The 6,303-nt window shown below is 68.1% G+C and carries 6 protein-coding genes; 3 read left to right on the forward strand and 3 right to left on the reverse strand.

Annotated features, from left to right (window positions below; translation table 11 throughout):
• Window positions 1-151: 151 nt before the first annotated feature.
• Both ACE3TU_RS04225 and ACE3TU_RS04230 read right to left on the reverse strand, forming a co-directional pair.
• Entirely contained in the window at window positions 152-1,684 is a 1,533-nt protein-coding gene (locus tag ACE3TU_RS04225; protein ID WP_374620614.1) for a methyl-accepting chemotaxis protein, read from the reverse strand.
• 164 nt (window positions 1,685-1,848) lie between these two features.
• Window positions 1,849-2,355, reverse strand: coding sequence for a YcgN family cysteine cluster protein (locus tag ACE3TU_RS04230; protein ID WP_374620617.1), 507 nt, complete (start codon window positions 2,353-2,355; stop codon window positions 1,849-1,851).
• A 73-nt stretch (window positions 2,356-2,428) separates the two neighbouring features.
• Between ACE3TU_RS04230 and ACE3TU_RS04235 the strand changes: the two genes are divergently transcribed.
• The 3 genes from ACE3TU_RS04235 to ACE3TU_RS04245 are packed head-to-tail and all read left to right on the forward strand — an operon-like array spanning window position 2,429 to window position 5,724.
• Window positions 2,429-4,606 carry a transglycosylase domain-containing protein gene (locus tag ACE3TU_RS04235; RefSeq protein WP_374620620.1) on the forward strand — a complete coding sequence of 726 codons (2,178 nt, stop codon included), beginning with the start codon at window positions 2,429-2,431 and terminating at the stop codon, window positions 4,604-4,606.
• 3 nt (window positions 4,607-4,609) lie between these two features.
• On the forward strand, window positions 4,610-5,179 hold the full coding sequence (locus tag ACE3TU_RS04240) for a DUF1214 domain-containing protein (RefSeq protein ID WP_374620623.1): 570 nt from the start codon (window positions 4,610-4,612) through the stop codon (window positions 5,177-5,179).
• Window positions 5,176-5,724 (forward strand): hypothetical protein, encoded by a 549-nt coding sequence (locus ACE3TU_RS04245; RefSeq protein WP_374620626.1) that lies wholly within the window; start codon window positions 5,176-5,178, stop codon window positions 5,722-5,724. Before ACE3TU_RS04240 ends, ACE3TU_RS04245 begins: the two co-directional genes overlap by 4 nt.
• A gap of 3 nt (window positions 5,725-5,727) precedes the next feature.
• On the opposite strand, the gene ACE3TU_RS04250 is transcribed toward ACE3TU_RS04245, so the two are convergent.
• Window positions 5,728-6,303, reverse strand: a 576-nt coding sequence (locus ACE3TU_RS04250) for a hypothetical protein (RefSeq protein WP_374620629.1), incomplete at its 5' end; no start/stop codon positions are given.

A 6,303-nucleotide genomic window follows, 5' to 3' on the forward strand; every position in this document is an offset into this window, starting at 1 on the left:
GGCCGGCCCGACGCGCGGTCTTCCAGCTATCGCAAGGCGGCCGTTAAGCAGTGGTAACGTGCACATAACGGCGAACTTGTTTGCGGCTCTTTGACGCACAAGTCCACGCCGCGCCGGCCACCGACGCGACTTGCTGGCGCGAGGCCGACGGTCAGGCGGCACGCTGCCTCCGACGCTGCGCCTGCATGCCGCCCGAGACGGTGAATCGCTCGACGAGGCCGTCGAGTTCGTTGGCCTGCGCCTCGGTCTGCTCGATGGCGGCGTTGATCTCCTCGACCAGGGCGGCATTGTGCTGGGTGATCTCGTCCATCTGGCGCACCGCGGCGGTGATCTCGCCGATCGCCTCGGTCTGGCTGCCGCTGCCCTGGGCGATCTCTGCCATCAGCGCGCCGTTCTCCTGCACCGCCTGGACGATGCGCGCCAGCTTGCTGGCCGCCTCGGCGACGAGACGCGTGCCGCCGGTGACTTCGCTCGCCGACTGTTCGATCAGCGCCTTGACCTCGCTCGAGGCCACGGCCGCCGATTGCGCCAGTCGCCGCACCTCGATGGCGACGACCGCGAAGCCCTTGCCGGCCTCGCCGGCCCGCGCCGCCTCGACCGAGGCATTGAGGGCGAGCAGGTTGGTCTGGAAGGCGATGTCGTCGATCATGCCGATGATGTTGGAGATCTTGCCCGACGACGCGGTGATGCGCTCCATCGCCCCGTTGGCGTCGGTCATCACCCTGCCGCCCTCGGAGGCGAGGTTCGATGCCGCCTGCGCCTTGAGGCTCGCCTCGTCGGCGCGCTGGGCGTTCTCGGTCACGGTATGGAGCAATTGCTCCATCGAGGCGGACGTCTCCTCGACGGTCGCCGCCTGCCGGGTCGTCCGGTCGGCCAGGTCGTTGGCTCCGGCGAGAATCTCTCCGGTCGCGGTGCGCAGCGAGTTCGAGGTGCCGCGCAATTGCTGCACGATCGCCTCGAGCCGGTCGGCGACGGCGTTGGTGTCGTGCTTGATCTTGTCGAACTCGGGTTCGTACTCGGCCTCGATGCGGGCCGTAAGGTTGCCTTCCGCCACCTGCTTGAGCACCTCGCCGGTCAGGTCGACCACGCGCTCGACCTTGGCCTTGGCGATCCGGTCGCGTTCGGCGGCCTCGGCGCTCATGCGGTCGAAATAGACCGTCACGGCGACGTCGATGTCCATCATCACCGCCTTGCTCATGGCGGCGAGGGCACGGCTCATCCGGTCGGCGATCTCGGCCGTCTCCGGCCGGCGGCCGAACAGTCCCGGCTTCTCGGCGGCGGCCCACTCGGCCAGCATGTCGGTGACGAGGCCGCGCACCAGGGTCTCGACGATCAGTCCGTAGCCGCCGATATACCAGCGCGGCTCGAGCCCGATCTTGGCGTGCCGCTCGCCGACCTTGCGGCTCGATTCGAGATAGTCGCCGTCGAAGCGGCCTTCTGCGATGGCCCGCCAGTGGGTGTTCTGCTTGCCCTGGGCCCGCTGCATCTGCGGCTGGCCATCGAAGAAGCGCGCGACGGCCGGGACGGTGGCGAGCTTGCCGTAGAACTTGGCAAGCGCCGGGTCGAGATGCCGCTCGAGGATCGCGGTCACGCCGCGCAGGTCGGTCAGGGCGCCGGCGTCGAGCCCGATGAAGTTCAGGCGCTCCTCGAGAGTCTTGGCGTCTTCGGCATTGGACGTAGTCATCGCAGGCGGTGCCTCCTGGCATCCGTGTCTTGTCGGTCCGGGGGCGAACCCGGTGTTGATGCTCTGCGTCCATCTCGGACCCTAAATCGTTCTACCTAAGAACCAATTAAGGCTCGCTCATGCGATCGATACGTGCTGCTGCGAGGTTCGCCGGCGCCTGACCCTCAGATCGTCTCGGGTGGCTCCCAGTTGGGCCAGTCGGCGACGTGGTCCTCCCACTGGCCGGGCCTGACATCGAGTTCGGACACCGTCCGGCCGCGGACCGACACGCCGACGTCGACGACCGTCTGCGGATCGCCCGAGACCAGCGGGTGCCACCAGGCCAGCCCCCTCCCCTCGGCGATGCGGCGATAGGCGCAGGTCACCGGGATCCAGGCGATGGTGCGCACGTTCTCGGGCGTCAGCTTGATGCAGTCGGGCACCTTGGCGAGCCGGTTCGGGTAGTCCGAGCAGCGACAGCTCTGCCCGTCGAGCAGCCGGCAGTGGACGTCGGAGACGTAGATGTCGCCGGTGTCCTCGTCCTCGAGCTTCATCAGGCAGCAGCGGCCGCAGCCGTCGCACAGCGCCTCCCACTCCTCCACGGTCATCTCTTCGAGCGTCTTGTCGTCCCAGAAGGCCATTGCCGTTCCCTTTGGCGGGCAAGACGCTTGCGCAAATCTGCCGGTGATCATATTCGAGCGACAGCCTTGCCAAGGCGCGCCGGATTGTCGAGATTCCAGTGTGGGGCAGGCACGGAGTGATGCGGTGCAGGATCCGTTCTACCACAAAGAGAAGCGCCGCAAGAAAACCCGGCTCCTCGCGGCCGACGCCTGGCTCGACTCGGCGCTCTATGACTTCTGGCAATCGGTGGGGCGCGGCTACACCAATGTCGAGGACTTCTTCTCGCGCTTCCGCATCTCCGGTTTCAAGCGATTCTTCGTCGAAATCCTGTCGGACGGGCTGAGCTTTGCGGCCATCGGCATGGTGCTGGTCACCGGCCTCGCGCTGCCCGCCTTCGATGCAACCGCCTCGGGCCGGTTCAACAAGGCGGAGGATATCTCCGTCACCTTCCTCGATCGCTACGGCAACGAGGTGGGTCGGCGCGGCATCCGTTCCGACGATTCCTATCCGCTCGACAAGCTGCCGGACTATTTCGTCCGCGCAACGCTCGCCACGGAGGACCAGCACTTCTACCGGCACTTCGGCATCGACGTGTTCGGGACCCTGCGCGCGCTGCTCTCGAACGCCCAGGGCGAGGGCTCGCTGCAGGGCGGCTCCTCGATCACCCAGCAGCTTGCCAAGAACCTGTTCCTCTCCAACGAGCGCACCCTCGAGCGCAAGATCAAGGAAGCCTACCTTTCGGTGTGGCTCGAGTGGCACTACACGAAGGACGAGATCCTCAAGCTCTATTTCGACCGCGCCTACATGGGTGGCGGCAATTTCGGCGCCGCGGCGGCCGCCGAGTTCTACTTCGGCAAGCGGATCACCGACGTCACCTTGGCCGAGGCGGCCATGCTCGCCGGCCTGTTCAAGGCACCGACCAAGTACGCCCCGCATGTCGATCTGGCGGCGGCGCGCGGCCGCGCCAATGTGGTGCTCAGCCGCATGGTGGATGCCGGCTTTCTGACCGAGGGGCAGGTCACCGCGGCGCGGCGCAACCCTGCGGTACCGGTCGACCGGTCGGCCGAGCTCAACTCGCCCAACCACTTCCTCGACTACGCCTTCGAGCAGACCAAGAAGATCATCGCCGAAAGCGACACGCGCTCGAACAGCTTCGTGGTGCGGACCACCATCGATCCGGTTCTGCAGTCCTACGCCGAGGACGCGGTGACCTCGGTGGTGCGCGAACAGGGCGAGGCCTTCAACGTCTCCGAGGCGGCCATGGTGGTGACCGAGCCGAACGGGGCCATCCGCGCCATGGTCGGCGGCATGGACTATGGCAAGAGCCAGTTCAACCGGGCCATCGTGCCGAACCGGCAGCCCGGTTCGGCGTTTAAGCTGTTCGACTACGCCACCACGTTCGAACTGATCCCCGAATACGATCCCGACACGGTGGTGAGTGGCGCGACGCAGTGCATCGGCAACTGGTGCCCGAAGAACTACTCGGGCAACTCGGTCGGGCGGATCAGCCTGATTTCGGCCTTCCAGCAGTCGATCAACACCGTCCCGGTCAATCTCTCGATAAAGACCGGACGGCAGCCCATTGCCGATTTCGCCCACAAGATCGGCCTCACCAACGATTTCCCGGTGACCCGGTCGCTGGCGCTCGGCGCCGCCTCGGTCAGCGTCATCGACATGACCTCGTCCTACGCCGTGTTCGCCAATGACGGCTACAGGGCCACGGCCTTCGGCATCACCCGCATCAACACGCTCGGCGGCGATCTCGTCTACGAGGCGGATGTCGACGCGCCGCGCGAGCGGCTGGTGAGCGAGCGGACCGTCACCTACATGAACCGCATGCTGCGGGCCGTGGTCGAGCACGGCACCGGGCGGCGGGCGCTGATCGAGGGCGTGCCGTCGGTCGGCAAGACCGGCACCACCTCATCGTATCGCGATGCCTGGTTCTGCGGCTTCACCGGCAACTATGTCGCCGCGGTGTGGTTCGGCAACGACGACTACCGCCCGACAAAGAACCTCACCGGCGGCACCCTGCCGACCATCGCCTGGCAGAAGTTCATGGCCTATGCCCACACCAATATCGAGATCAAGCCGGTGTCCGGCGTCGATTTCGAGCCGGCGCCCTTCGTCATCGCCTCGGCCGAGCCGACGGTGGAGGCGACCCAGCCGGAACGCCCGCCGGGGCTGAAGCCGGAGGCCGCGCGCAAGCTGCTCGAGGTCGCCGATCGGCTGCGCGATGCGCTCGGCGCGCTGTCCCCGGAGCCGCCCGCCGGACAGGCCGTGCTGTCGACGCTGCCCGCCCGACCTTCCGTCGAGGCGCTGTAGCCGTTGCGCTTCCTCCTGCATCTGGGACTGATGATCGGGGTGGCCCTGACCCTGGGCTTCGGCCTGTCCTGGTACGCGCTCTCCGATGGCCGGCTGGTCGGCGCCATCGAGATCGGTCCCTGGCAGGCCTGGCGCGATGTCGGCGTGCCGAGCCCGGATCCCTATACGCGCGCCTATATCGCGCGCACCGGCGGGCTCGAACTCGGCGCCAGCGAGGGCCTGCAGTTCATCGCCAGGACCGACAGCGACAACCGCGGGCTCGACCGGGCCTGCCGCTACCGCATCGACGGAACGACGCCCGCGGCGCGGTTCTGGACGCTGGTGCCGGTGGCGCCGGTCAACGGCATTCCCATCGCACGCCCCGACGGTCCGCTCGCCTTCATCAGCACCCGCCTGAGCCGGGCCGGCGACGGGTCCTTCGCGCTCCACGTGAGCCGGACGCTGGCGCCGCAGAACTGGGTGGAGATCACTGGGGACGGCGCCTTCGAGCTGGTCCTCACGCTCTACGACACGCCGAGCGTCGGCGGCGGCATTGCCAGCCTGCCGGCGATCATCCGCGAGGGCTGCGCATGATCCGCACGCTGCTCTGGGCGGTCGCCGGGGTGGTGCTGGGAGGCATCATCCACATCGCCGTCATCCTCGCCCTGCCCGCGCTGTCGCCGACCGTGGCGTGGGATCAGGTGGCGGCCCTGGGCGAGGGCAACGGTCCCTACGTGCTGCCGGCCGCCCGGCCCGACCAGCCCAACAGCCTGCGCCTCGATCCCGAACTCGCCTACGCCGTCTGCCGGCTCGACCTGCGCAACGGTCCCGGCACGGTGGCCGGTACGCTGCCGCAGGCGTTCTGGTCGGTCGCCGTCTACAACCGGATGGGCACGGTGGTCTACTCGACGACCAATCGCGACGGCGTCGGCACGACACTCGACATCGGCCTGTTCAACGCCGCGCAGACCCGCCTGCTCGCCCAGCAGCAGCTCGACATCGCCGAGGGACTGCTGGTCGTCGAGTCCCAGACCGACGAACTGATGGTGCTGGTACGCCTCGCGCCGCCGCACCCGGCCATGCGCGTGCGCTACGAGAAGGCCCTCGCCGGGCTGCGCTGCAGCAATCTCGACGGCTGAGGCCTACTTGCGGATCGTGCCTTCGTCCCGCACGTCGAGCAGGACACGAGACGGCAGGGCTTCGCCGCCGGCATCGTCCGGATGCCAGCCGGCGGAACAGAAATCCCCGGCCTCGGCCCGGTCGACCCAGGCGGCGAGTTCGCTGAGCCGCCCGTCGACGATCACCGCCCCCTCGTGCGGGGTCTCCACCAGCAGGCGGTCGAGCGCATAACTGTAGGCTTCGTAGCGGTAGGCCAGCGCCCGCACGAAGTGCTCGACATGGGCCTGGTTCTCCGCCTCGCGCTCGGCCTCGTCGCGCAGCACCTCGCGCTCCAGCCCCTCGATGCTCGCCGCCGCCACGGCGCGCTGGCGGTCGATCTCGCCGACGGCGCAGATGGAGCGGAAAGTGGCCTCGAGGGTGCCCAGGTCGGCGCCGATGTGCTCGCTCATCGTGGCGTAGCGGCCGCGCGAGGAGGCATGGCGCTCCGTCCTCAGCCAGCTGTAGTAGCGATCCTCGTAGCGCTTGCGCTGCTCGCCGGCCTTGGCCGGCCTGATCTCGGCGGCATACTCGAACGCCCAGTCGCGGGACTGCGGCGCACC

Source organism: Devosia sp. (assembly GCF_041917035.1).
In the GTDB taxonomy this organism is placed as follows: domain Bacteria; phylum Pseudomonadota; class Alphaproteobacteria; order Rhizobiales; family Devosiaceae; genus Devosia_A.